The following is a 23,797-nucleotide window of genomic DNA, read 5'->3' as shown; positions in this document are numbered from 1 at the left end:
CGACCCGAGGTAGTCTCCCACGGCCACCGCGGCGGCGATGAACACACCCGGTGGCGGCCGGCGGCCGGGATCTACAGGTGTGCGACCCTCCTGCGCGCATCCTGCGCGGCCTGGATCTCGCGCTGGTACAGGATGCCGTAGGTGAAGCCGTTCTCGCCGCCACGCACGCCCGCGCCGGCGCCGAGTCGACGAAGGGATTCGGCGGCGATCGTCGCGTCCTGGTGATCTCCCAAGACCGTCTGGATCCTCTTGAACCGCTTGACCCGTGCCTTGCCGTGGCGCTTGTCGAGCACCGGGCGGGCGAGCTCGGCGGCGTAGCGCGCGCGCTTGGCCGCCTTGCGTGCGCGGTGCAGGTCGGTCGGCTCGCCGGTCGTGATCGCCGCTGCGAGTCGCTTGTCGGCCTTGCGTGCCCCGCGTCGCACGATGGTGCGCAGATCATCGGTGCGGATCCGGCTGTCAGCCGCCAGTGGCGGGGTGTCGGTCCACATGCCCAGCACGGCCAGCAGGTCCCGATACCGGTCCGACGTCATCGCCTCGTCGACGGTGCGGCGGTGGTCGGTCTGCTCGCCGAGGAGGATCTCGTCGATCCGCGCCGCCACCGGACCGAGTACCAGTTCCTCGGGCAGAGCGGCCACGGACTCGCGGAACCGCCGTCCCTGCACATGCCGGTCACGCACCTCGCCCAGGAGTCCGGCGAACCACTTCAGTTCTTCGTCGACGCCCTCGATCCGCGCGGTGTCGAGGATCGCCTTGCTCGTCCGCAGGGTGCTGCGCAGACGGCGGATCGCGACCCGCGTGTCGTGGATGGGCTCCTCGCCGCGGCGTAGTGCGATGTCACCGGCGAAGATCGCGGCGAGCTGCACGGCGATGTAGGACTCGACAGCTGTCCGTGACCGCGACGACGGTCGTCGGCTTTCCGCACCGCTTTCCGCATCGTGCCCGAGCGCGCGTGTGAGCCGCGACGTGGTGGCGCTGCGCCGCGCACCTGCTCCGTGCAGACGACGATGGATGCGGCCGGCAACCCGGTCCCCGCTCTTCCCGATGGGTTCGACGATGACCTCGCGCCACCGGGTCGCGGTGGCGACGGGGCCGGGCACCGTTGCCGACACGACGTCGTCGATCACATCGAGGCGTGGCCGATCGTTCCGGTCGGTGTGGTGATGCCGGGTGCGTCGGGTGTGCACGATGGCAGCGACCCGCAATTCCTTCCCCAGCCGTAGCCCCCACAGCAGATCCGCGATCTCCTCGGGAACGTCCGTGTCGTCGCCGGAGCCGTCGAGTTCGATGGTCGGGCTCATCGTCGAGGACGTGAACTCGGCCAGCCACCGACGTCCGCCGTCGTCGGTGTGGCGCAGGGTGACGCCGTGGCGCACGAGATCGAGTTCGGCTGTGTCGAAGAACGTGTCGGTGAACTCCGACGACTCGGGTGTCGCCTCGAGACCGCGCTCCGCGTCGTCGTCGACGCTCGGTACACGGATCTCCAGCGGTACATCCCAGGTGGTGACGTTCTGCCGGGTGTTCATCGAGAAGACCTCCCTGCTCGTCGGGCGCCCGTCGTCGTCGGGCAGCGTGACATGACCGCGTACCCGCAGGAGACCGGCGTGACACATCTGCCGTCACAAGACTCGCGAATCGCCCATATCGCGCACACTGGTCTGATGAGCAGAGCCAATGTGGTCGGCATCGTCCAGGCAGGCGGAAAGGGATCGCGGATGGGCGTTCTCACCGAATCCCGCGCGAAACCGGCACTGCCGTTCGGGGGCAACTACCAGCTGATCGACTTCCCGCTGTCGAATCTGCATCACAGCGGTATCGACGAGGTGTGGCTGTGCGTTCAGTACGAGGCGCATTCGCTGCTCGAACAGGTCGCCGGCGGTCGCCCCTGGGAACTCGACCGCACCCGTGGCGGCTTGCGGTTCGTGCTGCCGCAGGAGACCAGCGCCGCCGACACCGAGGACGGATTCGCGACCGGCAATGCCGACCTGCTGTACCGCATCCGGGACACCATCCGCGCCCGGGGCGCGGAGGCCGTCATCGTGATGAGCGCCGACCACGTGTACACCCTCGACTACGACGAAGTGCTGGCCACCCATCGTGCCGCCGACGCAGAGTGCACGATCGTCACGACCAGGTGTTCCCGCGAGGAGGCCTCGGCCCACGCCACCGTCACCGCGCGCAAGGACGGGACGGTCACCGGATTCGCCTACAAACCGGACCAGCCGACCACATCGGTGGTGGCTGCGGAGATCTTCGTGTATCGGCCCGACGTGCTGATCACCGCGCTCGAGGAGCTGGCGTCGAAGACCGAGCCGCAGGCCCAATCCGGTTCGGACACCGGGCTCGGCGACTTCGGTGAACACCTCGTGCCGTGGTTCGTCGAACGAGGTAGGACCGTCGCACATGCAATGTCCGGGTACTGGATCGACGCCGGCCGTCCGGAGACCTACCTGCAGGCACATCGTGATCTGATCTCGGGCGACGTCGCGATCGACGATCCGCACTGGCCCATTCTGACCCATCAACCACAGCGCAGCGCCGCGCGGATCAGCGCGGGCGCCGTCGTGGTGGACAGCCTGGTGAGCAATGGGGCCCACATCCTCGGCACCGTGCGACGCAGTGTGATCGGACCGGGTGTGGTCGTCGCGGCAGGCGCGGTCGTCACCGATTCGATCGTGTTCGCGGACACGGAGATCCGTGCCGGAGCCAGCGTGTCGTGGTCGATCGTCGACGAGCGGGTGGTGATCGGCGAGGGGGCCGGTGTGGGTGGTCGCCCGCGCACCCGACCGGTGCCGACCGAGAAGATCACCATCCTCGGGATGGGCGCACGGGTGGCCAGGAATGCGACCGTGCCGCTCGGCGCCGACGTCGAACCCGGACGAGTGGTGCGCTGACGAGTGTTGCGCTGACCAAACCTGCGCCGTCGACGGGTGGGTGGACGCCCCCGAAGTGCCGACCGTCATCGACTTGTGATCCGAACATCTCGTCCCGGTCGCGACCATCGGCGGTTCACCTCCACCGGTCGCCGGTGACCCTACGGTGAGGCGTATGGGCGACACACGAGGACATGGCCGATGAGTCGGCGATCGCCGGACCCGTTGTGGCTGTTCGCAGATCAGCTCGGTCCGCACATCCACTCGGCGCCGGCGCACGCCGATCGCGAGGTCGTGATCATCGAGTCGACCGCCGCATTCGCCCGTCGACGAGGGCATCGTCAGAAGGCGCACCTGCTGATGTCCGGCATGCGTCACCTCGCCGACGAACTCGGCGACCGCGCCCAGTTCTGGCAGGCGGACGGCTATCGGGATGCCCTCGAGGCGCTCGGCCGGCCGGTCGTCGTCCATGAACCGTCCTCGCGGGCCGCATCGTCGTTCGTGCACGAACTGGCCGAGGAGGGGCTGGTGTCGGAGATCCTGCCGAATCCGTCGTTTGCCCTGTCCCGCTCGGACTTCGACGAATGGGCCGGCGACGCCGACGGATTCCGGATGGAAACGTTCTACCGGGCGCAACGGCGACGATTCGATGTGCTGATGGATGGCAACGAGCCGACGGGCGGACGGTGGAACTACGACCGGGACAACCGTGAACCGCCACCCAAGCAGGCGACGCTGGGGGTCGACCAGCCGTGGTGGCCGACGGAGGACGAGATCGACGAGCAGGTCCGGGCCGACCTGGACACGATGGATGTCGAGTTCTCCGGCGTCGATGGTCCGCGATTGTTCGCCGTGACCCACGAGGAGGCGCGATCCGCACTGCGGACGTTCATCGACACCCGACTGCAGACCTTCGGAGCCTGGGAGGACGCGATCATGGCGCAGGACTGGCCCATGTCGCACTCGCTCCTGTCGGTTCCGCTGAATCTGTCCTTGCTGCATCCGCTGGACGTGATCGGCGACGCCGAATCGGCAGCCCGAACCGGATCCGCCGATCTGGCCGCGACCGAGGGTTTCATCCGGCAGATCCTGGGATGGCGTGAGTTCGTCTGGCATCTGTACTGGCATTTCGGCCCCGACTACATGTCGAGCAACGAACTCGATGCGCACACCCCGCTCCCCGCGTGGTTCGACGATCTCGACCCTGACGCGGTGACGGCCGCGTGTCTGTCCGACACCCTCCGCGGTGTGCGCGACCGTGGATGGGTACACCACATCCCCCGCTTGATGATCCTGGGAAGCCATGCGCTGCAACGCGGTTATGACCCCGCCGAACTCACCGAATGGTTTCGGGCGAACTTCGTGGACGGCTTCGACTGGGTGATGCCGGTCAACGTCATCGGGATGAGTCAGCACGCCGACGGCGGGCGGATGGCGACCAAGCCCTACACCTCCGGAGGCGCCTACATCTCCACGATGTCGGACTACTGCGGAACCTGTGACTACAACCCGAAGCGGCGGGTCGGCGACGATGCCTGCCCGTTCACCGCCGGCTACTGGGCCTTCACCCACCGACATCGGGGCCGACTCGAGGCCAATCACCGGACTGCGCGTTCGGTCTCCACCATGGACCGGCTCAAGGACCTCGACGCGCTCCTCGAGCAGGAGGCCCACCGCGAGGTGTTCTGACTCGCCGCGGGGCCCGCTCACGCGGCCACGTGCCGGGCGCGACACCTCCCACTAGTGTGGACGGCATGGTGATGGCAGATCGTCCAGAGGTGAACACGGCCTCCGCACCCGTGACCGCTCTCACCGTGATGGGGTTGGCGGAGAGCATGCTCAACGGACTCGCCCGGGTCCCCTTCCGGCGGCCCTGGCAGGGTCCGGGCGGACTGCTCGACAACCTCGGACAGTCGGTCACGCGGCAGGTCATCCGATCGTTCATGGGCTTCTCGATGGGACTGCCCATCGAAGAGTTCCGCTCGATGGAGAAGATCCTCGACGACATCTGCCGGGTGGTGATGCCCCCGTTCATCGGGATCACCGACGATGTGGAGATCACCGGCGACACGATCGGCGGCGTGCCCGGCATCTGGTGTCGGGCGAAGGCCAGTTCAGATGCGTACGTGGATGATTCGGATGACAAACAGTCCATCGGTGCGACCATCCTGTATCTCCACGGTGGCGGGTACATCGGTACGTCACCGATCATGTATGCGGCGTTCGCGGCGTCGCTGGTCAAGGTCACCGGCCACGAGGTGTTCATCGCCGATTATCGAATGGCACCCGAGTTCCCTTTTCCCGCAGGGGTTCTCGATGCCGCAGATGTGTACAAGGGCCTACTGGAACGGGGCGTGGCATCGCAGCATCTCGTCGTCGCCGGCGATTCCGGTGGTGGCGGTCTTGCCACCTCCCTGATCTCGTACCTGCACTCCAAGTCGCTGCCCGTTCCGGCCGCGCTCGCGCTGTTCTCGCCCGAGGTGGATCTCGACCTCGACCATCCGTCGATCATGGAGAACGCCCAGCTCGACATCCTGCCGTGGAACGTCCCGGTGACCCCCTACCTGCATGGGGTGCAGCCGAACGACGAGCGGGTGTCGGCGATCCATGCCGCACCGAATCCCGAGTGGTTCCCGCCGACCTTCGTCTGTTGGGGTGCCGACGAGATGTTCCGGGACGGCATCCGCGAGTTCGCCGACGGGTTGCGGGCCGCGGGCGTGCCGATCCATGCCATGGAGGAGTACGGGATGTTCCACGTGTTCCCGATCCTGATGCCCTGGGCGGAGGCGTCCAAGCGGGTGTTCCGGGAACTCCACGACCTCGCCGGACGTCACGTCACCCCCGACCCGGAGGCCGAACAGACCCACTGAGGACGTCAGGCTCTACCCAGACGAACAGGAGCAGCACGTGATGACCTCGACCCGACGCATTCTCATCGCCGATGTCACCGTGCCGTTCGAGTCCGGGGTCGATGTCGTGTTCGATTATCTCGCCGATCCCACGAACCGGCCCCGATGGCAGGCGAGCCTGCGTGCGATATCGAAGTCGGCGCCGAGAGGTGAGGGTGCCGGCGACACCGGCTCGTCGTGGACGGACGTCACGTGGGTGCCCGGCGTGAGGCCGCACATGGAGGTCATCGAGAACGTTCCGCAGCGGAGATGGCGCGAGATCGGCACCTGGTGGTCCGCCGATGCCGACCTCACCCTCACGTTCTCCTCGTCGTCGACGACGCGAACCGAGGTGCGGGCCAGGGCTTTTCTCACGGTACCGACGATCCTCGCGCCCGGTGCGTCCGTCCTCGCACTGATCACTCCGCCGGCCCTGGCGGCCGACCTGCGTACGGCCGCTCGCCTGCTGTCGGGTGACGGTCAGGCATCACGTCCTGATCGGTAGGAGATCCGGATCGGGCGGATGATCGCGCGGTGCCGCACACCGTCGGCATCCAGCGTCCACACCTCCGCGGCGATGTGCCCCGGATCGGCGAGATGGCCGACGACGTGGAGTGTGACCGGACGCTCGGCGAGATAGACGGGCCGGACGAAGCGCGTGTCACAGCCGGTGATGGTGGCGTCGTTACCCCGAGCCCAGTAATCGGCATGCCGGAGAACGATTCCGACGATCAACAGACCGTGCGCGACCGGAGCCGACAAGCCTGCCGCGCGCGCGGCCGCCGGGTCCAGATGGATCGCGTTGGTGTCGCCGGAGACCTCCGCGTACCGGCGCACACGCCCCGTCGAGATCTCCTCCTCCGCATCCCAGATCGCCGGGCCGACGTCGCTCATGTCCAGTCGTCCGGGGTGCGGAACGTCAGTGTCGAGACGGTGACGGCGATCGGCGCACGGGAGTCACGGTCATCAAGGTCGTCGGCGAAGATCGTGCTGCGGACCTGCAACTGCGTCGCACCCGCCCGGCGACGGATCTCCTCGACGACGAGTTCACCGGTCAGTCGGTCACCCAGTCGGGGTTCGCGTGTCACGCGCAGGGATTCGGCCGTGTGCACCAGCCCGTCGCGTGGCACCGCCCCGGAATCCATCGCGAGGTGGGCGAGGATGGTCGTCACACTGAAGACGAGCGGGAGTCCGAAGCAGTCAGAGCGTGAACCGAGCACATCGGCGAATCCGCCCAGGAGCGCGTCGTCGACGATCACCGGGTCGGAAGTGGTGAAGGTCAGGCCCTCCACCAGCGCTGTTGCCATGATTCACGTTAGCGAATCCGTGGCGGGTTGCCAATCATCTGAGCAGGTCATCCATGCGCCGATCGTGCCCTGGATCTCGCCGATCGTGCGTGGTTCGGCATCGCCGCGTGGTGCGCGGACACGTTGGGCGAGAAAGGGGACCCGGTCGGCGGGTCAGCGGTCCAGGGCTCCCGGCGTGACCAGGGCGTGGTCGTAGGCGTAGACGATCGCAGCCGCACGGTCACGCAGATCGAGCTTGGTGAAGATGTGGTTCACGTGGCTCTTCACGGTGACCTCCGAGATGTACAGTCGTGCACCGATCTCGGTGTTCGTGAGCCCGCGCGCGATGAGACGGAGGACGTCGGTCTCGCGGTCGGTCAGAACGGAATCGGACCGGACGGGTTCGGGTGTGGCGCGACGGAATCCGGTGAGCACGCGCTCGGTGACCGCGGGATCGAGGAACGCACCGTCCTCGACGACTGCCCGCACCGCCCAGATCAGCGATTCCGCCGGCGAATCCTTCAGGATGAATCCGGCCGCACCGGCGCGGAGAGCACCGGACAGCAGCTCGTCGTCGTCGAAGGTGGTCAACACCAGCACCGGCGGCGGGTCGGACAGACCGCGGACCATGGAGGTCGCCGTGATCCCGTCGACGTGTCGCATGCGCAGATCCATGAGGACGATGTCGGGGGTATGCACCGCGATGGCCGGCAGTACCTCACCGCCGTCGCCGCACTCGCCGACGATGTCGAACCCGTCCCTGGGTCGGAGTACGCGCCGCAGACCGGTCCGGACGAGCTCCTGGTCGTCGACGAGCAGGACCCGCACGCGCGGGGCACCGGCATCGGTCGGTCGTGTCGCGGTCATCAGCTCACCTGCCGTTGTTCTGCGGGGTGGTTCGGGAACACGGCGCGCACGATCCATGCCTCGTCTCGCCGCCCGACGTCGACGACCCCACCCAGCAGGTGTGCGCGTTGTTTCATCCCGTCGATCCCCGATCCATCGGTCGAGGGCCGGCCGATGGAGTCGGTGTGCGGGTTGGCGACGCACAGCACGATCGGCGAGTCGGCCTGCAAGGTGACGGTCGCCGACGGCTGCCGGGTGTGCTTGACGACGTTGGCCAGTGACTCCTGCGCGATCCGATACAGCGCCGAGCCGATCGGTGCGGGACGGAGGGCAGGTCCCCCGACATGTCGAGGGTGACCTCGACGCCTGCCCTCCGGTACTCGTCGACCAGCCGGCCGATGTCGTCGGCTCCCGGTGTCGGTGCGGTCGAAGCGGCCTCGGCGCCGAGGACCTTGACGATGTAGCGGATCTCGGTCATCGCCTGTCGCCCCAGCCGTTCGGCGTCCTCGAGCGCTTCGATCGCCTCGTCGGTCGCACCCTCCTGCAGGGCCCGTCGGGCACCGGTCACGTTGAGCACCGTGATCGACAGCGAGTGGGCGATGACATCGTGGATCTCGCGTGCGATCCGTCGTCGTTCGTCACCGGCCGCACGGTCGGCGCGTTCGCTCTGCCGGCGTACTTCGTTCTCGGACAGCAACTTCTGGTACATGATCATGTAGCCGACTAGCCAACCGCACAAGACGGCGAGCACATAGACCGCCGGGGAGTCGAGATGGCCTGACTGGCTGCCGACGACGATCACCCCGACCGAGAGAGCTGCCGCGAACAGCCCCCATCGCAGGGTCTCCATCGCCGCAGCGATCGCCGTGGTCAGCGCGAGCATCAACGGCGCCACGTCGTAGGCCACCGGGTCCAGGAGGAAGACCGCGGTCGCCGCCGCCGCGAGGAGGATGCACGGGATCTTGCTCATGAGCCACAGGTCGAACACGAGGGAGAGTGCCGAGATCATGGTGGCGATCACCGCCCACCACGGTGGCGCGAGCGGTAGTCGCTGGACGAGCGCGCCGAGGGTGAAAGCGACCGCACCGGCAAGTGTGACCGCCGGATAGAGCGGCGGGTAGCCCTCACCCGCCGTCTCGATCCGCCTCCACAGTCCAGCGATCATCGCTCTCACCGACTCAAGGATAGGGCGATCTGCGCCGAGGACATCGGCTTCCGGGAGGAGGCGGGGATCCACCCGGGGGTGGACGCGGAATCCGACTGCGGCATGCAGATCGCGACCGCGAGCGTGCCTAGCGTTCTCGGTAGAAGTCGACCCACCCTCCCACGACCTCTCGAGGTGACCGCAATGACCATCCGCGAACTGACCCGAATCCGTCGGCATCGCGCGGAGCGCGTGCTCCCCGACCTCGCCGTCGCCGGCGTGATCATCGTCGGCTACACCGGGTCGGCGACGTCTGCCCGGGCGCTGCGGACCGCCGCGGAACGGGCAGCCGGTCCCGGCACGAGGATCGTGGCGGTGTGCGCCATCCGGGAGATCCACCATTCGTCGTCGTCGACCTTCCTGCATGATGCGCTCAAGGCGGACGCATATCTGCTGTCGGAGCAGGCGGCGCTCGACGAGACCTTGCGGCGCGGAATCGAATTGGCGCGCAGCGTGACGCAGGTGCCCGTGACCGCGCTTGCGGTCGAGGGTGACCCGGTTCGCGTGCTCGCCGACGCGGCGCGACGGCACGACGCCGCCGGTGTCGTCGTCGGCATGGGAGCGCACCGACCGAGTACGCAGGTTCGCCACATCGCCCGGCGCCTGCCCGACGACATCCCCCTGTGGGTGACCGACGGTCACAGCCACATCCACATGACACCGCCGGTGCGCGGGCGTTCGGGAGCCCGTCCGGCGATCGCGCCGTCGCTCCCGCGCACCGTCGGCGCGTGACGGCGGCGCGTGACGGGCGCGTGACGGTGGCACGTCACGGGGTCACGCGTTGAGCGCGCGCCACTCTCGCGGGCTCACTGCGAAACGGTCGCGGAATCGGTGACTGAAGTGACTCGGATCGGTGAACCCGTGTCGCCGCGCGACCGACGCCACCGGGAGATCCGGCTGCGCGACCAGAGTGGCGGATGCGCGTTCGAGCCGTTCGCCGACGATGTGGTCACCGAGCGCGACTCCGGTCGTGGACCAGAACTTGTAGAGGGTCCGCACCGAGATGCTGTGGGCTCGCGCGATCATGTCCGCGGACAGGTCGGGATCGTCGAGGTTGGCGGCGATGTAGTGACGGATCCGGGCCAGGATCGGCGGGCCGTCCGGTGCGCCTCGGCGAGCGGCGCAGTCCTCGGCGACATCGACGATGAGTGCCCGGGCCAGCAGCTGCGCGGTCGTGCCCAGTTCCGACAGTATCCCCGGCTGTGTCCGTGCGATGACGCCCATCTCGTCCATGAACGACAGACACAGTCCGTACAGCGGATGCGAGGGACGCAGGCCCGTCGCCGCGGTGAGGACGGCCGGGCGCGGGACGTCGAGGTGGGCGACATCGACATGCATGATGGTGGCCGACCCGCGATCGGTCCGGCGGAAGTCGAACGGGTGGGATTGATCCACCAGGAGCAGTGCGGCGGCGCGGTCCCCGCTCGACTCGGTCACCACTCCACCCTGGCGCAGGGTCCACGATCCCGGCGACACGCAGGCGAGAGCCACGCGTCCGACCGGATCGGCGCCCAGGTGGGAGCGGCTCAGTGCGACGGCGATGGGATCGGAGTCGATGGTCATCAGGGTGGCCCCTTCGCCCAGGGGCCAACCGCTGATCTGCGCGTGGAACCGATCGCCGGAGACCAACGGCGTGATGGCGACACCCGCCGTCGCACCGGCCGCCCGGAACGCCTGCTGCAGTTCGGTCGTGCGGCCGCCCGGGTCGAGAGTCGCGGTGTCCAGGATCAGTGTCATCAGCGTGGGGCCCGGCGGCGCGTGATCGTCGCGGTGGTGGTCATGGTTGCCGCTCATCCTCGAGGGCGGCCCGATGTCGGGTGGTGTTCATCTGGCGCCACGTGCGCGGTGACACCCCGTACATCGTCCGGAAGCGTCTGCTGAAGTGCGAGTCGTTGACGAAGCCCCATCGTCGGGCGACCGCCGCGATGGGCATGTCGCGCATGCCCGGATGAGCCAGATCGTCGCGGGCCCGGGTGAGGCGCTCCGCGATGATCCACTGCTCGAGACTGAAGTCGGCACCGGCACAGAGCTTGAACAGATGTCGCTGCGAGATCCCGTGCGCCATCGCGATCCTCGCCGGGCCGAGATCCGCGTCGGCGAGATGGCGACGGACGTACGCGCGAATCCGGGGCAACATCATCTCGGCCACCGCGCCTCGCGCGTAGTCGACGTCGTAGGCCGACGCCAGGAGGGTCCGCGTGAGTTCGATACTCAGCTCGCCGAGGGACGCCGCGGCACTGCTCGATGTCAGTGTGTCCGCGTGCTCGGTCAGCTCGCCGATGTGCCCCACCATCATCCGGTACACCGGGCTCGACGGCAGTCGATCGGCGGCCGATCGCACGACCTCATGCGGCAGGCCGACGTCCTCGATCGGTACGTGCAGGCATCGGGAGGCGCCGACGCCCTGCAGGTGATAGTCGTACGTGGAGTTCAGGTCCATCACCATGAGGTCGCCCGGACGGGCGAGTCTCTGCACCCCGAACTGCTCCTGTTTCCCCGTGCATTTCTCGTGCACGGCGATCGCGAGCATCTCCCCCGGTCCCCCGTCGATCTGCCGCTGGGTGCGGATCAACCGGAAACCGGTCATCTCGGCACGGAAGATGCTGGCCCGCCCGTAGGTCCACACGTCCATGTGGGATCGGACCGCATCGGAGTCCTCCAGTCGGACCGTCGACGGGACCGACTGCTCCTGCATCGCGACGCAGGTCGCCTCCACCCGATCCGGACCGGTCAGCCCAGCTGTACTGAACACCGTCACCATGTCGGCCCCCGATTCTCGTGTGATCGGGTCTCACACCGATCGGCCGTCATCCCGCGTGTCCCGTTCGGTAGCCGAGATCTGTTGCCATTCATCGGGTGAGACTCCATAGGTGGCCGTGAACTCCTCGGTGAACCGTGCCGAGTTCGAGAAGCCCCAATGACGCGACTGCTCGGGTCGCCACCGATCGTGCTGCTCTCCGATCATCTCGCGGGCCATCACCAACCGCTCGGCGAGAATCCATCGTTCGAGATCGAACTGGGTGGAGACCGAGAGATGCCGGAGATCGGCGATGCCCACCCCGAGATTATCGGCGATCGTCGCCTCCGACAGTCCGGAATCGGTCAGATGCGTCCGGACGAAGGCGGTGACCGCCTCCACCAGGTCCGCCGGGCTCCGCTGGACTCTGCCGTGCCGAGGGCGCAGTCCTGCGAACATGCCGCGGATGAGAGCGGCGGTTGCCGTGCCGACCGCAGGCCGGGACGAGACGCCGGGGTCGGCGGACGAGCACAGGTGCCAGATGTGCTGCGTGACAAGTGGGCACAACGGACCGGTGCGCACGAGATCGGCCAGGTCGTCGAGATCGGAGCCGACGATCCCGGCGGCCGCCAGGGGGACCCGCACGCTGCGTGCGGCGCCGTTGCCGTCCCACCCGTAGGCATACGGTTCGTCGAGGTCGACCACGAACAGGTCGCCCGGACACAACATCCGGACCTCTCCTCTTTGTTCGAGACGTCCGACCCCCCTCTCCTGCACCGCGATCGCCACCGTGTCGACCTGGCCGGCACGGATGTGTGTCGCGCTGCGGAACTGATGATGGCCGGACATCTCGGCTCGGAACGCAGTGACCGCGCCGTAGTCCCAGAGCTCGAGCAGGACGGAGACATCGCAGGTCGTGTCCCACTCGACCTCCGAGGGGAACGACCTCATCCGCAGGGCCGCGGCCGCCGCCTCGCACCGGGCCCCCGGGGCGAGCGCCGAGGTGTCGAAGACGACGGCCACGGCGGTCCGACGTCAGCTCTGGGCCGCGGCGACGATCACCGCGGTGACCGGCCCCGGACGGGACACCAGTGACGCGTGGCCGGCGTCGATCGCCGAGGTACGACCGGGTGCCGCACGCGACGCCATGAACCACTGCAGTGCAGGTGGGATGACGCGATCCTGGCGCGAGACGAGGTACCAGCTGGGCACCTTCCGCCACGACGGGTCACCGGACGGCTCGAGGTTCGCGCTCAGTGCGGCGGACTTCTGATGCGCATACATGTCGGCGGCGGTCGCGGTGCTGACGTCCTGCGCGAAGATCTCGTGGAAGTACTGACGCGCTATGTAGCCGTCGAGGTTCTTTCCTCCCGGACCGGTGGGGTCGTCGACAACCTTGAGCTGCAGTGCCGGTGGCAGCAGTCTGCTCCCGGGATAGGTGATCGGGTTGAGCAGGCCCTGGACGAACTCCCCGCGCTGCGGTGCGAACGCCGCGATGTAGACGTTGGCGACGACGTCTGGATCGTGCGTGTTGGTGATCACGGCACCGCCGTAGGAGTGGCCGACCAGGACGATCGGCCCGGGGATCGTGGTCAGCTTCTCTTCGAGCAGCGCCGAGTCATGGGCCGGCCCGCGGAGCGGGTTGTCGAAGGTCTGCACCGGGTAGCCCTGGGTGCGCAACGTCGCAGCGACGTCTCGCCAGCCCGACGAGTCCGCGAATGCTCCGTGGACGAGCACGATCGTCGGCTTCGTCGTCGGGGCTGCGTTAGCCGGCGCCACGGTCGACACGAGAACGGTGAGCATCAGTGCGGCGGCGCTCAGGAGCCCGCCCAGGACAGTGAGAGGTGACCGACCGGTACGGGCGGTGGACGACATGGCACAAACCCTTTCGTGGGGAGACGGACTCATCAAACGTACGAGTTCGGCGTGCTGCCCGGATGGTTGTGGTTGCACGTCATTGTGCTGTGAGTGCACGGCGGCGGTCATCGATGTGCCCGGTGGGCAGTTGCGTGCAGGCCGCGGCGGACCAGGCGTGCCCTGTGGGGACAAAGGTGTGCACGGAGAGCCAACTCGGGGTGCGCGTGGCGGATTAGAGTGCGGACCACCCGCCGGCGATCATCACCGATCACGACCACCGCCACGTCGACCTGAACGGAGCAGCCATGCCTGCCACGACCGACACCATCGTTCTGATCCACGGACTGTGGATGACGCCCAGGAGCTGGGAGCACTGGGTCTCCTACTACGAGGCGAAGGGCTATCGCGTCCTGGCGCCGGCCTATCCCGGTTTCGACATCGAGGTCGAGGCACTGCGCGAGAACCCCTCGGTGATCGCCGATCTGACCGTGCCGGACACCGTGGATCATCTCGCCGCCGTCATCAGCGGGCTCCCGACCGAACCCATCCTCATCGGACATTCGTTCGGCGGCACTCTCACCCAGCTGCTGGTGAACCGCGGTCTCGGTTCGGCCGCCGTCGTCATCGACTCCGCGCCCACCGAGGGGGTTCGGGTGAATCCTCCGTCGCAGCTCAGATCGCTGTTCCCGATACTGAAGAACCCGGCGAATCGACACCGGGCGGCCGGGTTCACCCTGGACGAGTTCCGCTACTCGTTCACGAACACCGTCGGCGCGGAGGAATCACGAGAGGCCTACGAGCGCTATGCCATTCCCGCGCCCGGTTCGTGGGTCTGGCGCTACGGATTGTTCGCGAACCTCACCCCCCGCCACCTCGAGACGTGGGTGGACTACGCGCGTGACGACCGCGCTCCCCTGTTGTTCATCGCCGGCGGCGCGGACAACATCATGCCGCCGTCGGTCAACCGGTCCAATGCCCGTCACTATCGGAAGTCGTCGGCGGTGACCGACTATCACGAGTTCCCCGGCCGCTCGCATTGGACGTGCGCCGAGCCGGGCTGGGAGGCGGTCGCCGACCATGCTTTGGACTGGGCGGTCGGACAACTCGCGGACCGCGCTTCCGGACCACGGCAGAGCGCCTGACCCACGACGTCGCTTCGGCCGGCCGGGGTGGCGGGGCGGCGTCCACCCGGCACCCGATGGCCGGGGGCAATCACCGATGTGCGAACCCTGTTCTCCGAGAACACATCTCGGTTGGCGCGACGAGGACCATCTCACTCCTTCGGCTTGACGCCCTTCGGGGCTCCGGAGGCCATGAACCCGAACAGATAGCCGGCGATCCGACGCATCTGGATCTCGTCGGCCCCCTCCGTGATGCGGTAGCGCCGGTGGTGACGATAGATGTGCTCGAACGGCTCGTGACGGGAGTACCCGCGGCCGCCGAAGACCTGCATCGCCTGATCGGCGGCGTCGCAACACAGGCGGTTGGCCTGGTAGTTGCACATCGACACCTCCTGTGAGGCGGCGAACGGGCCGTAGGTGTCCATCTTCCAGGCGGTTTCACGGACGAGGGCGCGCACCATCGCTGCCCGGGTGTGCAACTCGACGAGCGGGAACTGGATGGCCTGGTTGGTCGACAGCTTCTTGCCGAACGGAGCACGTTCGTTGGCGTAGGCGACGGCTCGGTCGATGCAGTACTGGGCGGCACCGAGACTCGAGGCGGCCTGCCGAATACGGTTCTCGTTGAAGAAGTGCTGCACGATCTGCAGACCCCGGCCCTCCTCCCCCATGATGGCCGAATGCGGGACGCGCACGTCGCGCAGTGTGATGTGTGCATGATCGGTCGGCATGTTGAACGTCCACAGGTACTCCTCGACGGTGAACCCCTCGCTCTGCGGATCCACCAGGAATGCGGTGATCCCCCGTGCGTCCCCGGCATCGCCATCGGTGCGCGCGAAGATGATGTCACGGTGTGCGGCGTGGATACCGGTGTTCCAGGTCTTCGCGCCGTTGATGACCCACGTGTCGCCATCACGTACCGCCGTGGTCTCCATGTGGGTGGCGTCGGAGCCGTGCTCGGGTTCGGTGATCCCGAAGGCGAAGAAGCGTTGTCCGGCGGCCAGCCCCTCCACCCATTCCGTTCGTTGCTCGGGTGAGCCGTACTCCAGCATGAGCAGCAACCCGATGTTGTTGCCGACGATGCTGTGTTCGTTCTGCAGATCGCAGTGCAGCCCGAGTCCTTTGGCCGCCAGATGCTCCCGGATCACCGCCATGGACAGATTGGAGCCGTCGCGACCACCGAACTCCGCGGGGAACGGATACCGGAAATGTCCCGCGGCGTCGGCGCGTCGGCGTGCCTCCCCGAGCAGCGCCTCCCAGTCGGCGCTCGGGAGACCGCCGCGGTCCCAGTCGGTCCGGGCGTCCTCGCGGCGATGATCGAAGAAGCGGTCGTTGTCGTCGGCCGCCTGCAGCGGGACGATCTCCGCCTCGATGAACGCATCGAGCTCGGCCAGGTAGTCGGTGAGTGTGTCGGGCAGCGCGAAATCCATGTCGGGCCTCTCGGTCAGCAATCGGGTCGGGACAGATGTCGGGGGTTGGCCACCAGCAGGCGGTCGGTCACCTCGGCGGTCACCACCGACAGGACGGTGTCGTCGGCGGCGGACAGTGTGCCGTCGCGTAGAGCGTCGACGAGAGCAGCCCCGTCGGACACGCCCAGACCGGCCAGGCGCCGACGACTCTCCTTGGCCTGCCGATCGCCGAGGAGCAGTTGCCGACGCACCGTGGCGATCACGTTCGTCGCCACGCGGGTGCGAAATCGGACCTGTGGCGACACCCCGTCGTCGGCGCCCACCTCGTCGACGAGGAACCCGGACACCGATTCGAGCAACTGCAGCATCGTCGGCGCGCCGTGGGGCTCCTCCGTCGCGGCGTCGCCGGTTGCGACGGTGCCGTCGTCGAGGGGGTCGGGCGTGGGCAGCGGTGTGGCGGCGCCGAGCGTCAACAGCGCATCGAATTCCTGCTCCGCGCTGCGTCGTCCGATCGCGGCGAGCTCCATCGATCGTTCGGATCCGTCGAGATGGCGGTTGGCCTGGGCGCCACAGATGAGGCCCCACCGGACCGTGGCGTAGAGCTCCCACCACCGGAGCGTCTCCTCGGTCGGACGCCGGCCGCTGACTTCGGCGTACGCGTCGAGGAGTTCGGCGCGGGTGCCCATTCCGGCGACCGGGCGCGCGACGCCGAACCGCCACGCCTTGGCGCACAACCATCCGAGATCCTCCATCGGATCCCCGAGATGCGCGAGCTCCCAGTCGAGGACGGATGAGATACGGTCCGACGTGATCAGCAGGTTGCCGAGTCGGAAGTCGCCGTGGACCACCGACGTGGGTGACGGTTCGGGCCGGTGCCGATCCAACCAGTCCATCGCGATGACGAGACCGGCAGGGGCCTGGGCGTATTCGACGGGGAACAAGGTGCGCAGCGCGTCGAGCGGATCACCGAGGGGCGACAGTCCCGTGGGGTTCGGGTCCATCCGATGAACGCGAGCGAGGATCTCGCCGGCCTGCCGTGCGAAATCGTCGCGGATCGGGGCGAACGCCTCGTCGCGCAGGATGCGTCGCGGAATCGACTCGCCGTCGACGAATCTCAGTACGGCGTAGGGGAATCCGAAAATGTTGTCATCGTCGGCGGAGTCACTCACGTCGAGGACCTCGGGCACGGGGACACCTGCGTCCACAGCGGCCCTCAGCACCCGCACCTCGCTGTCGAGTCCGCCGTCGCCCGGCGCGGCCGACGGGACCGCCCGCACGATGACCGCCTCGTCCGCCGTCGCGTCGCCGCGTCCGTCCACCGCCTCGTCGCCGAGGACGACCGCATACGTGGTGCGACTCGCGCCTGCGGGAAGGACGCGTGCGGCCCGTACCGTCAGGTCGCGGTCCCAGATCCGGCCCAGGCGCCGGGCGATCCGGGACGCGACCTCGGCGGCGTCGGTCGGTGGTCCGTGATGCCCGTCGGTGGCATCGGTGTCCGCGGACCTGTTGTTCGGCTCGATCACTACCGTCCCCCTCGTGTCTCGACCTCGACGTTGCGACGCTACCCGGCCGAGCGACCGTTCCGTCGGCAGTTGACGAAAGGCCATGCGACACGCGTGTCGCAGTTATCGCCCGCGGGCGTCCGCTGTCCTGCGACTCATCTGGCGTGTTGATGCCGGTCGGTCGCCCATTCCGGCCGCGATGAGCCGCGAGGCACCAACACCGTCCGATACCGGCCCGGGGTGGCGCTCATGTGTACCTGCTCGGTCACCCCCTGGTACCGGCCCAGCGGGGTGTCGGCGGTGAAGGTCTCAGGATCGAGATAGACATGACGGTCGTCGTCGCCGATGTGGCGTCCCGCAGTGTGTGTCGCATAGTCCTTGTCGAAGATCCCCATGCCGACGATCCACAGGGCGGCACGCGTCAGCGACACGTGGACCCGGTAACTGCCGCCCTCCTCGGCCCGCCGGGCGAGCGCCTCGGTCACCCCGGCGGCCATCAGCCACGAGACGATGTAGTCGTTGACGACGAGTATCGGCGGCAGGGCCGGCTCGTCGCCACCACCCTCGAGCAACATCATCCCCGCGAGACTGCCTGCGGTCTGGTCGAATCCGACCCAGGACGACCAGGGGCCGGTCTCGCCGTTGAGGGATGCGCTCGCATGGATGATCCCGGGACGGGTGTCTGCGGCCGCATGCGGCGACAGGCCGATGTCGGCCAGGTAGCCGGGCCGTCGGTTGGCGTAGAACACGTCTGCGCCTGCAAGGAGATCCCGGATTCGCGCGGCCCCGTCGCCGCGGTAGGGATCCAGCGTCGCCGAGCGCACCCCGACGTTCGCGCTGACATAGGTCGTGTCGTGTTCGAGTTCGTTCGGGCGCCAGATGTTGAGGACGTCTGCGCCGTGCAGAGCCAACGCCTGACCGACACCTGCTCCGGCGATGACGTGGCCCATTCCGAGTGCGCGGATGCCGTCGAACGGCTGGTCGGCGCCCGGCGGAAGCGGTTCGGGTTCGCTGTCGCCGATCCGGGTGATCTCGATCAGCGGCATGTCTGCGAGTACCTCGCGGAAGTGTTCCTCCCGCAACAACTCCGGGACGGTGCGCAGCATCGGCATCACGACGCCGGCCGCTGCGCCGGCCTCTTCGAGTTCGTGACCCTTCCAGCTTGCGATCGCGTCGGCGACGGCGGCCTCGTCATCCGGCACACCGAGGAGACGCTGTGCGCCCACCTTGATCTTCGGATAGGGATTGAGAGGCATGACCCACCGGTCGTCACCGGTCCGGTAGAACCGGAAGCCGAGCGCGTTCGAGGGATTGGCCGGTGTCCCCGCCGGGTAGCCGTTGACGAGTTCCCAGCGGCGGTCGTAGAACGGGCACAACCGGTGCGGTGTGCTGCGGAGATCGATCGAGATGTCCTGACCCTCCCCTCCTCGGAGGCGCCAGAGTTTGGACACGGCAACCGATTTGGCGGCGAGCGCGATGGCGGCGGCACCACCGAGGCGCAGGGTGCTGGGCACGACGGGGTCGGCGCCGCGGAAGTCGACGGTGCCGCCGGCGTCGGCGGCGGACAACCCGATCCCGGCGAGAACGTCCGCGAGCTCGGCGGCGGGGTCGAAGGTGTCGTCGGTCGCCGGATTCGTGGTGGCGGCCGTGAGGCGATCGGTCAACGATGTCATCGGGCATCTGCCCCATGGTCGTGCACGTCGGTGCCGTCGAGGAGGTCGTCCGGGATGAGCACCTGCCGGGACCGCAGGTACTCGCCGACGGCCTTGCCCACCTGATCCACCCGGGTATTCGACGACCCGCCCGTACCGAGCAGCCCGCGGAGCACGAAATGCACCGCCTGCAGCTCGGGGAACTCGTGCCGGACCACATCGAGATCCTTCGCCTCCGGGATCAGTCGACGGATCTCGTCGGTGGTCAGGAACCGTCTCAGCCACAACCAGACCCGCGGGTCCGCCGTCCAGATGCCGACGTTGCTGTTGCCACCCTTGTCGCCGCTGCGGGCGTGGGTGAGGGTGCCCAGTGGCAGGCGGGTCACCCGATCCGGCAGCGGGGCCTCCACCGGTTCGGGGTGGACCGGTTGGTCGACGACGCCGGTCGTCGCCGGCGGGGGCACCTCGATGACCCGTCCGTCGTCGAGAACGGTGCGATGCTCGAGGGCCTCCATCGGCAACAGCCCCGGCCAGTAGTCGATGCGCGGCCGCGGCGTGGAGGCCAATCCGGCGGCTCCGTCGTGGAAGTAGCCGGGAATGCCCTGTAGATAGAGGCTGCCGAGACGCGCTCCCATCTCGGCGTCGGCGAGCACCTCCGCCGAGTCGGCGGTCGCCATCACGCGCAGGGCCACCGTCGCCGACCACTGTGACTCCGGGTCGTCGGCGGCCGTGCCGATCGGCGTCAGGTCCAGCGAGACCCCTTCGGGTAGACCGAGTTCGAGCTGATCGCGGACGAGCGCGATCTTCTCCTCGACATGCGGCGAGGTCACGAACACAGTGTTGACGACCGACGCCCCGACCGGCCCGAAGATGGCGACCTTGGTCGTCGGCGGTGGCGGCGATCCGGTTGCCCCGGACACCTCCACCCGGTCGTCGCCCATGTCCGTCACCCGGACGTGGTCGAGCCGGGCCGTGACATCCGGGTTCAGGTACACCGGACCCTGGATTTCGTACATGATCTGTGCGGTCACGGTGTCGGCGGTGACGGCACCGCCGTCGCGCCCGTGTTTGGTGATGACGCAGGAGCCGTCGGCGGCGACCTCGGCGATCGGGAAACCCGGGACACGTCGGTGGGCGATGTCGAGGAAGCCGGAGAAGTTGCCGCCGACGGCGTGGGGACCGCATTCGATGATGTGCCCGGCCAGGACTCCACCGGCGAGCCGGTCCCAGTTGTCGACGGCCCAGTCGTGCCACCAGGCCGCGGGCCCCACGGTCAACGATGCGTCCGTCACCCGGCCGCAGACCACGATGTCGGCTCCTGCTCGCAACGCCTCGGTGACACCCCAGCCCCCGAGGTAGGCGTTGGCCGCGAACGGCGTGGCTGCCCAGTCATCAAGGGGTGCACCGCTGTCGAGGTTGTCGAAACGGTGACCGAGCTCGCCCAGGCGACCCAGATCGGACAGGATGTCGTCTCCCTCGATGTGCGCGACGCGCAGGTCCACACCCGCGACGGCGATCTCGTCGCGCAGGGTCTCGGCGAGGGCCGCCGGATGGAACCCGCCGGCGTTCGTGACCACCTTGATCCCACGGTCGGCGATCGCGGTGAGATGCGGACGGATCTGCCGGACGAAGTAGTCGACGTATCCCCGATCGGGATTGCGCTGATGGGCCGCCGACAACGCCGCCAGGGTGATCTCGGCGAGGTAGTCACCCATCAGGACGTCGACCGGGTCGCCCGCGATCGCCTCGTCGATCGCCGTCCGGCGATCCCCGAGATATCCGGAGAAGTTCGCGATCCGGATCGGTCTGCGTGTCATCTGCCACCTCCATGGTCGACGCCTCTCGTCTCACGCTAGGGACGACGGACCGGCCACACCAGCACCGATTCGCGCATGCGTAGATGACCGGATCGGTCCTGGCGGCACGGGCGTCGATAGGGTAAGGGCGTGGACCTGATCCATCTCCGCTCGTTCGTGGCGGTCGCCGAGGAGCGCAGTTTCTCCCGCGCCGCCGCCCGGCTGCACATCGCGCCATCGCCGTTGAGCAGACGGATCAAGGACCTCGAGCGCGAGTTCGGGGCATCGCTCTTCGTGCGCGCCCATCACCGTGTCGACCTCACCGAAGCGGGTGGGGTGCTGCTCCCCCGGGCCGTCGACATCGTGGAACGGGTCGACGCCCTCGCCGATGTCGTCGGCCGTGCCGGCGCCCGGACGACCCGGCGGGCGGTGATCGGTATCGCCCCCGAGGTGTCTGCGACCGTACGCGACACGTTCCTCGCCGACCTGGCCGCCCTGCATCCGGACATCGTGCCGCGTCTGCTGCCGGCGAGTTCGGAGCCGCTGCTGCGCGATCTGCGTGCCGGACACATCGACCTCGCGCTGGTCCACGGACCGGTACGCGGGGCCGGGATACGGAGTCTGTTCCTCGAACGCCAGCCCGTCGGTGTCGCCGTCGGAACAGCGGCGATCGGACCGGAACGCACCTCGGTCGCCCTGTCCGACCTCGCCGACATCCCGTTCGCGTCGATCACGCATGACGCCGCCCCGGAGATCTACCGCAACCTCGACGAACTGCTCGACCGACATGGCATCCGCAAGCGGATCACACTCACCGGAGACAACTTCGTCGGCCTGGCCCACCTCGTCGCGACCGGTCAGGCCTTCACCCTGGTCGGTCTCGGGGCCGGGATGGCGAACCGTTTGTTCATCGGCGAGCCGGTGCGGATCCTGCCGATCGACGGCGTCCGTGCACGGATCACCACGGTCGCGGCCTGGCGGACCAACCGCGAAGAGGGCGAGGAGCTGATCGCGGATCTGGTCGACACCGTGGCCGGACTCGATCAGAAGGACTCTCGGCCACAGGCGCCGGAGACGATCTGATCAGGCCCGATCACCGGGGTGCGTTCACCCGGCCGTCCTGCGTTGCCGGAAATCGATCGGGAGACCGTCGGCCGGCGTCGGCCCGGTTCCATAGGTGAGATCGAGGCGGTAGTCGGTGGGAACCGACCACTCGAACCTCTGCAGCATCTGGTGCATGATCGACTTCACCTCCATGCCACCGAAATACAATCCGATGCACTTGTGTGCCCCGCCGCCGAACGGCGCCCAGGCGAACCGGTGGACCTTGTCCTCACGGCGTTCGGCGGAGAATCGTTCGGGGTTCCACTGCGTCGGGTTCGGCCACCACTCCTCGCGGAGCATCGATGCCCACGGATGGATGGCGACGAGCGTGTCCTTGGGCACGTAGTGACCCAGGATGTCGGTGTCGGCGATGGTCTTGCGGAACAGCATGCCCACGGGTGCGTTGATGCGCAGCGTCTCCTTGAAGGCGAGATCCAGACTCGGCAGCGAGTCGAGGTCGTCGTAGTCGAGGGTGGACTTGCCCAGCGCGAGCGACTCGTCGCGCAGGCGCTCCTGCCATTCCGGGTACCGGCCCAGGAAGTAGGTCAGCATCGACAGCGCAATCGTGCTGGTGTCGTGGGCCGCCATCATCACGAAGATCATGTGGTTGACGACGTCCTCGTCACCGAATGTGTTGCCGTCCTCGTCCTCGCTGTGGCACAGGACGCTGAACAGGTCGTCGCCGTCACCCGCCCGCCGCGCAGCGATCTCCGACCGGAAGTACTTCTGCAGGTACTCGCGGCCCCGCAGTCCGCGGGCCCAGGTCCAGTCCCGCACGTCGGCGCGGACGAGGGCCTGGCCGCCGCGCACCGCCGCCTCGAAGGCACTCTCGAGTCGGTGGGCCTGCGCCTCGTTCAGTGAGGCACCGACGAACACCTCGGTGGCAAGCGACAGGGTCAAATCCTTGGTGCGGGAGTACATCGGGAACCCTTTGCCGACCTCCCAGTTCGACAGGGTCTTCTCGATGTGCGGCGTCATGATGTCGAGGTATCCGTTCAGACGCGGCCGGGTGAAGGCCTGCTGCAGGATCCGGCGGTGGTGCATGTGCTCGTCGAAGTCCATCAGCATGATCCCGCGACGGAAGAACGGGCCGATCATGGGCTCCCAGCCGTCCTCGCTGGAGAACGCCTTCTGCCGGTTCATCCACGCGGCCTCGATGGCCTCGGGCCCGACCAGGGTCACGATGTTCATGTTGAGCGACCCCGACCACGACACCGGGCCGAACCGATCGAATCGCTTCATCGCGCTGGCAAGGGGATCGGCGAGCGCTTCGAGGGTGTTGCCGAGGAACGGCATCCCGGCATCACCCATGACCGGCTTCAGGTCTGATCCGGCGGGTGGTTCCGCCAGCGCACGTGGAGGGCTCGGATAGGCACGGCTGGCGGTGGCCAGCACCGACTGCATGGTCTTCTTCGCGGACTGCATCGTTGCACTCTCCCCACACGTCGAGGTGCTCATCGGGCTGCGAGCACCAATGGAACGAATTGTGACAGATGTTCCAACGATGAGTCTACGACTGATGGAAACG

21 protein-coding genes are annotated in these 23,797 nt (G+C 67.9%); 7 read left to right on the top strand and 14 right to left on the bottom strand.

What is annotated here, in order from left to right; all coding sequences use genetic code 11:
* Positions 1–71: 71 nt before the first annotated feature.
* Positions 72–1,523, bottom strand: a complete 1,452-nt coding sequence (locus EEB19_RS01885) for a CHAD domain-containing protein (RefSeq protein ID WP_187582598.1) — start codon at positions 1,521–1,523, stop codon at positions 72–74.
* 135 nt (positions 1,524–1,658) lie between these two features.
* Here EEB19_RS01885 and EEB19_RS01880 point away from each other — a divergent pair, with 135 nt between their 5' ends.
* From EEB19_RS01880 to EEB19_RS01865, 4 genes are all read left to right on the top strand, one after another.
* Positions 1,659–2,891 (top strand): glucose-1-phosphate adenylyltransferase family protein, encoded by a 1,233-nt coding sequence (locus EEB19_RS01880; protein ID WP_187582596.1) that lies wholly within the window; start codon positions 1,659–1,661, stop codon positions 2,889–2,891.
* Positions 2,892–3,071: 180 nt separating this feature from the next.
* Positions 3,072–4,559 (top strand): cryptochrome/photolyase family protein, encoded by a 1,488-nt coding sequence (locus EEB19_RS01875; protein ID WP_187582594.1) that lies wholly within the window; start codon positions 3,072–3,074, stop codon positions 4,557–4,559.
* Between the two features lie 65 nt (positions 4,560–4,624).
* The gene (locus EEB19_RS01870; protein WP_187582592.1) at positions 4,625–5,740 is read left to right on the top strand and encodes an alpha/beta hydrolase; all 1,116 of its coding nucleotides are present in this window, start codon (positions 4,625–4,627) and stop codon (positions 5,738–5,740) included.
* A 40-nt stretch (positions 5,741–5,780) separates the two neighbouring features.
* Entirely contained in the window at positions 5,781–6,263 is a 483-nt protein-coding gene (locus tag EEB19_RS01865) for an SRPBCC family protein (RefSeq protein WP_187582590.1), read from the top strand.
* Here the strand turns inward: EEB19_RS01865 and EEB19_RS01860 are convergent.
* The 4 genes from EEB19_RS01860 to EEB19_RS01845 form a co-directional block, all read right to left on the bottom strand.
* Positions 6,239–6,652, bottom strand: coding sequence for a MaoC family dehydratase (locus EEB19_RS01860; RefSeq protein ID WP_187582588.1), 414 nt, complete (start codon positions 6,650–6,652; stop codon positions 6,239–6,241). The two genes, EEB19_RS01865 and EEB19_RS01860, sit on opposite strands and share 25 nt — an antisense overlap.
* Complete coding sequence (locus EEB19_RS01855; protein ID WP_187582586.1) at positions 6,649–7,065, bottom strand: hypothetical protein; 417 nt, start codon at positions 7,063–7,065, stop codon at positions 6,649–6,651. The genes EEB19_RS01860 and EEB19_RS01855 overlap by 4 nt, the downstream gene beginning before the upstream one ends.
* A gap of 153 nt (positions 7,066–7,218) precedes the next feature.
* Positions 7,219–7,911 carry a response regulator transcription factor gene (locus EEB19_RS01850; protein WP_187582584.1) on the bottom strand — a complete coding sequence of 231 codons (693 nt, stop codon included), beginning with the start codon at positions 7,909–7,911 and terminating at the stop codon, positions 7,219–7,221.
* Positions 7,912–8,023: 112 nt separating this feature from the next.
* Positions 8,024–9,055, bottom strand: a complete 1,032-nt coding sequence (locus EEB19_RS01845) for a sensor histidine kinase (protein WP_262365399.1) — start codon at positions 9,053–9,055, stop codon at positions 8,024–8,026.
* 183 nt (positions 9,056–9,238) lie between these two features.
* Here EEB19_RS01845 and EEB19_RS01840 point away from each other — a divergent pair, with 183 nt between their 5' ends.
* Positions 9,239–9,826, top strand: coding sequence for a universal stress protein (locus EEB19_RS01840; RefSeq protein ID WP_187582580.1), 588 nt, complete (start codon positions 9,239–9,241; stop codon positions 9,824–9,826).
* Between the two features lie 42 nt (positions 9,827–9,868).
* On the opposite strand, the gene EEB19_RS01835 is transcribed toward EEB19_RS01840, so the two are convergent.
* The 4 genes from EEB19_RS01835 to EEB19_RS01820 are packed head-to-tail and all read right to left on the bottom strand — an operon-like array spanning position 9,869 to position 13,634.
* Positions 9,869–10,888 (bottom strand): helix-turn-helix domain-containing protein, encoded by a 1,020-nt coding sequence (locus EEB19_RS01835; RefSeq protein WP_187582577.1) that lies wholly within the window; start codon positions 10,886–10,888, stop codon positions 9,869–9,871.
* The gene (locus EEB19_RS01830; protein WP_187582576.1) at positions 10,872–11,846 is read right to left on the bottom strand and encodes a helix-turn-helix domain-containing protein; all 975 of its coding nucleotides are present in this window, start codon (positions 11,844–11,846) and stop codon (positions 10,872–10,874) included. The genes EEB19_RS01835 and EEB19_RS01830 overlap by 17 nt, the downstream gene beginning before the upstream one ends.
* A 39-nt stretch (positions 11,847–11,885) precedes the next feature.
* The gene (locus tag EEB19_RS01825) at positions 11,886–12,854 is read right to left on the bottom strand and encodes a hypothetical protein (RefSeq protein WP_187582574.1); all 969 of its coding nucleotides are present in this window, start codon (positions 12,852–12,854) and stop codon (positions 11,886–11,888) included.
* Between the two features lie 12 nt (positions 12,855–12,866).
* Positions 12,867–13,634, bottom strand: coding sequence for an alpha/beta fold hydrolase (locus EEB19_RS01820; protein WP_262365398.1), 768 nt, complete (start codon positions 13,632–13,634; stop codon positions 12,867–12,869).
* Between the two features lie 359 nt (positions 13,635–13,993).
* Between EEB19_RS01820 and EEB19_RS01815 the strand changes: the two genes are divergently transcribed.
* Positions 13,994–14,830 carry a carboxylesterase gene (locus EEB19_RS01815; protein WP_187582570.1) on the top strand — a complete coding sequence of 279 codons (837 nt, stop codon included), beginning with the start codon at positions 13,994–13,996 and terminating at the stop codon, positions 14,828–14,830.
* Positions 14,831–14,961: 131 nt separating this feature from the next.
* Here the strand turns inward: EEB19_RS01815 and EEB19_RS01810 are convergent, their stop codons facing one another.
* The 4 genes from EEB19_RS01810 to EEB19_RS01795 all read right to left on the bottom strand — a co-directional run bounded on the left by EEB19_RS01810 (position 14,962) and on the right by EEB19_RS01795 (position 21,186).
* The gene (locus EEB19_RS01810) at positions 14,962–16,236 is read right to left on the bottom strand and encodes an acyl-CoA dehydrogenase family protein (protein ID WP_187582568.1); all 1,275 of its coding nucleotides are present in this window, start codon (positions 16,234–16,236) and stop codon (positions 14,962–14,964) included.
* A 14-nt stretch (positions 16,237–16,250) separates the two neighbouring features.
* A complete protein-coding gene (locus tag EEB19_RS01805) occupies positions 16,251–17,735 on the bottom strand; it encodes a phosphotransferase family protein (protein WP_262365397.1) in 1,485 nt (494 codons plus the stop codon).
* Between the two features lie 137 nt (positions 17,736–17,872).
* Positions 17,873–19,390: a CoA transferase gene (locus EEB19_RS01800; RefSeq protein ID WP_187582564.1), complete on the bottom strand. Its 1,518-nt coding sequence runs from the start codon at positions 19,388–19,390 to the stop codon at positions 17,873–17,875.
* Positions 19,387–21,186, bottom strand: coding sequence for an acyclic terpene utilization AtuA family protein (locus EEB19_RS01795; protein ID WP_187582562.1), 1,800 nt, complete (start codon positions 21,184–21,186; stop codon positions 19,387–19,389). The genes EEB19_RS01800 and EEB19_RS01795 overlap by 4 nt, the downstream gene beginning before the upstream one ends.
* 129 nt (positions 21,187–21,315) lie before the next feature.
* Here EEB19_RS01795 and EEB19_RS01790 point away from each other — a divergent pair, with 129 nt between their 5' ends.
* Positions 21,316–22,248: a LysR family transcriptional regulator gene (locus tag EEB19_RS01790; RefSeq protein ID WP_187582560.1), complete on the top strand. Its 933-nt coding sequence runs from the start codon at positions 21,316–21,318 to the stop codon at positions 22,246–22,248.
* 24 nt (positions 22,249–22,272) lie between these two features.
* On the opposite strand, the gene EEB19_RS01785 is transcribed toward EEB19_RS01790, so the two are convergent.
* A complete protein-coding gene (locus tag EEB19_RS01785) occupies positions 22,273–23,694 on the bottom strand; it encodes a cytochrome P450 (RefSeq protein WP_187582558.1) in 1,422 nt (473 codons plus the stop codon).
* Between the last annotated feature and the right edge of the window lie 103 nt (positions 23,695–23,797).

The sequence above is a fragment of the Gordonia sp. OPL2 genome (assembly GCF_003797825.1).
GTDB lineage: Bacteria > Actinomycetota > Actinomycetes > Mycobacteriales > Mycobacteriaceae > Gordonia.
This window is presented reverse-complemented; position numbering and strand designations above follow the sequence as displayed.

Bases quoted from the DNA above. Each gene is read 5' to 3' on its own strand.
- EEB19_RS01845 (WP_262365399.1), bottom strand. From the start codon at position 9,055: ATGATCGCTGGACTGTGGAGGCGGATCGAGACGGCGGGTGAGGGCTAC.
- EEB19_RS01870 (WP_187582592.1), top strand. From the start codon at position 4,625: ATGGTGATGGCAGATCGTCCAGAGGTGAACACGGCCTCCGCACCCGTG.
- EEB19_RS01840 (WP_187582580.1), top strand. From the start codon at position 9,239: ATGACCATCCGCGAACTGACCCGAATCCGTCGGCATCGCGCGGAGCGC.
- EEB19_RS01835 (WP_187582577.1), bottom strand. From the start codon at position 10,888: ATGAGCGGCAACCATGACCACCACCGCGACGATCACGCGCCGCCGGGC.
- EEB19_RS01875 (WP_187582594.1), top strand. From the start codon at position 3,072: ATGAGTCGGCGATCGCCGGACCCGTTGTGGCTGTTCGCAGATCAGCTC.
- EEB19_RS01810 (WP_187582568.1), bottom strand. From the start codon at position 16,236: ATGGATTTCGCGCTGCCCGACACACTCACCGACTACCTGGCCGAGCTC.
- EEB19_RS01815 (WP_187582570.1), top strand. From the start codon at position 13,994: ATGCCTGCCACGACCGACACCATCGTTCTGATCCACGGACTGTGGATG.
- EEB19_RS01880 (WP_187582596.1), top strand. From the start codon at position 1,659: ATGAGCAGAGCCAATGTGGTCGGCATCGTCCAGGCAGGCGGAAAGGGA.
- EEB19_RS01860 (WP_187582588.1), bottom strand. From the start codon at position 6,652: ATGAGCGACGTCGGCCCGGCGATCTGGGATGCGGAGGAGGAGATCTCG.
- EEB19_RS01855 (WP_187582586.1), bottom strand. From the start codon at position 7,065: ATGGCAACAGCGCTGGTGGAGGGCCTGACCTTCACCACTTCCGACCCG.
- EEB19_RS01820 (WP_262365398.1), bottom strand. From the start codon at position 13,634: ATGCTCACCGTTCTCGTGTCGACCGTGGCGCCGGCTAACGCAGCCCCG.
- EEB19_RS01785 (WP_187582558.1), bottom strand. From the start codon at position 23,694: ATGCAGTCCGCGAAGAAGACCATGCAGTCGGTGCTGGCCACCGCCAGC.
- EEB19_RS01795 (WP_187582562.1), bottom strand. From the start codon at position 21,186: ATGACACGCAGACCGATCCGGATCGCGAACTTCTCCGGATATCTCGGG.
- EEB19_RS01800 (WP_187582564.1), bottom strand. From the start codon at position 19,390: ATGACATCGTTGACCGATCGCCTCACGGCCGCCACCACGAATCCGGCG.
- EEB19_RS01885 (WP_187582598.1), bottom strand. From the start codon at position 1,523: ATGAACACCCGGCAGAACGTCACCACCTGGGATGTACCGCTGGAGATC.
- EEB19_RS01865 (WP_187582590.1), top strand. From the start codon at position 5,781: ATGACCTCGACCCGACGCATTCTCATCGCCGATGTCACCGTGCCGTTC.
- EEB19_RS01850 (WP_187582584.1), bottom strand. From the start codon at position 7,911: ATGACCGCGACACGACCGACCGATGCCGGTGCCCCGCGCGTGCGGGTC.